Annotated in this window: 1 pseudogene; it reads right to left on the bottom strand. The window is 63.0% G+C overall.

The window, feature by feature from the left end:
• A pseudogene (locus CKW23_RS26060) lies at positions 1-2,342 on the bottom strand (RHS repeat protein); the annotation flags it as partial.

Here is a 2,342-nt window from a genome sequence, read left to right as displayed (position 1 = left end):
TGTTGGGTGTGCGCAGTCGAGTGCTTGTACAGACGGCGACCCAGGGCGTCGTAGGCGTAGTCCACTGCCAGGCGCGCATCGTCGAAATGCACCAGCCGGTCGAACAGGTCCCAGGTCAGGCGGCTGTAGGCACCGTTGTGCCAGCGCAGTACCTGATTGCCGCGCTCGTCGTAGTCGTAATGAGTGCCGGCGTATTCGCGCAGCAGGTTATCCAGCAACTGGCTGCGCTTGGGGTCCTGGTCCAGCGGGCGGCGGATTTCGTTGACGGTGTCGTCCAGCAGGTTGCCTGCCGGGTCGAAGGCAAAGGTTTCCACGCCCAACCGGCTGGTGGCGCTGAGCAGACGGCCTACCGGGTCGTAACGATAGGCCAGCGGGCCACGGCGGCTGTCGTTGATATCGGTCAACTGGCCGGCGGCGTCGTATTGATACTCGCGCTTGAGCAGGGTGGATTTGTCGTCGGGACGGCCCAGCAGTTGTTCCTGCAAGCGTCCGGCCGGGTCCCAGCTCTGGGTTTGCAGCAGGCGGTTGCCTTGGTGACGGGCGATCTCGCGGTGCAGGTCGTCGCGTTCGTAGCCGATCAGGTCATGGTCGTCCAGACGCATTCCCAGCAAGTGACCGCTGCCATAGGTCAGCCAACTGACGCGATGCCCATCCGGGCGGGTGGTGGCGATGCGTTGGTTGAGCACATCGTATTCATGCTGCCAGACCGCGACCTGAGGTTTATCCAGGCCCAGATAGTGCTGATGCTCGCGCAGCAGGTTGCCCGCCGGGTCGTGGAACCATTGCAGGCGGCTGTCGGGGTTATCGGCGAGGATCAGGTTGCCGTTGCCGTCGTAGGCAAAGGTTTCGGTCTGGGTCTTTTCGCCCAGGCGCGCCGTGCGTTCGATCAGGCGGCCTACGGGGTCGAAGCTCAGGTCGATGGCCCGTTCGCCATTGACGGTGCGAGCCAGACGGCCGGTGTCCGGGTCGTACTGATAGCGGGTGACCCGGCCATCGAAACCGGACTCGTCCAGCAAACGGCCTACAGGGTCGTAGTGGAAGTGGGCGCGGCGCTCGTTTTCGTTTTCCAGGGTGGTCAGGCGACCCAGCAGGTCCCAGCGGTAGCGCAGGGTCTGTTCGGCAGCATCGATGCGTTCGGCAATCAGGCCCGCTGCGCTGTAACTCCAGGTGGTGCAGCGTTCCAGGGCATCGGTGTGGGCCAGCAGTCGACCTTCGGCATCGCGCTCGAAACGTTCTTCGGTCTTGTCCGGGTGAATGATCAGCGCCAGGTGCCCGGCCTTGTACTGGTACTCGGTGGTGTTACCCGCGGCATCGGTGAAGCTGACCATCTGCCCCAGGTCGTTGTATTTCCAGGCGCTGCTCTTGCCGGAGCAGTCGGTGTATTCGACGAGTTGCCCGGCGTCGTTGTAGGCCAGAACCTTTTCATTGCCGTGGGCGTCCTTGATGGCCGTGGGCAGACCTGCGTCGTTGTAGGCATATTCGGTCTTGTTGCCCAGCGGGTCGATGGCTTCGACCAGATTGCCGTGATCATCGTAACCGCGCTGCCACTGCCCGCCTTCGGCGTCGCTGATCTTGATCAACTGGTCCTGATCGTCGTAGGCGTAGTGCACCACGGTGTCGTCGGCGCGGATATGTTGCAGCAGGTTGCTGCGCTCGTCGTAGCGATAGCGGTCGGTGCTGCCGTCAGCGTGCACATGGCGCACGACGTTCTTGGCCTCGTCACGGAACAGCCATTCCGAGCGCCCGTCGGCGTGGCGGATGCGGTAGGTGTAGCCCTTGATGTCGTAGTAGTGCCAGGTTTCATGGCCCAAGGCATCGGTGACGTAGGTCAGGCGGATGTTTTCGTCCCACTCCAGGCGGGTGTCGAAACTGCCGTCGTCAGCCCATTCGCGCACCGCCCGGGCGTCTGCGCCGCTGCCGTCCCATTGCAGGTTCATGCCGCGGCCGGTGCGGTCGGTGTAGCGGATGATCAGGTGCGATTGGTAGTGATACTGCCAGGCGGCACCGTTTTCATCCTGTGCCTGAACCAGATCGCCATCAGCGTCGTACTGGTAGCGACACAGCTGGCGCAGCGGCGTGCCGTCCTTGATTTCCCACAACCCGATCAGGCGGCCATGCTCGTCGAGCATTGTGCCGACGTGCAAGTGCACCTTGCTGATGTCACCACCCTGATAGGTCAGGATGTCGGACAGCACGCTGGCGTCGCCATGGCGATGCTCGTAATGCAGCATCACCCCGGCACCGTTGCGCAACTCGATACCGGTCAGGCGATAGTGCTGGCCGTGGCGCAGGTAGGTTTCCTTGCGTTCCAAGCCGCGACACAGCACCAGTTGCTCTTCACT

Source organism: Pseudomonas sp. Irchel 3A18 (assembly GCF_900187465.1).
GTDB lineage: Bacteria > Pseudomonadota > Gammaproteobacteria > Pseudomonadales > Pseudomonadaceae > Aquipseudomonas > Aquipseudomonas cichorii.
The sequence above is the reverse complement of the archived record's forward strand: the minus strand, read 5'-3'. Positions and strand labels throughout refer to the sequence as shown.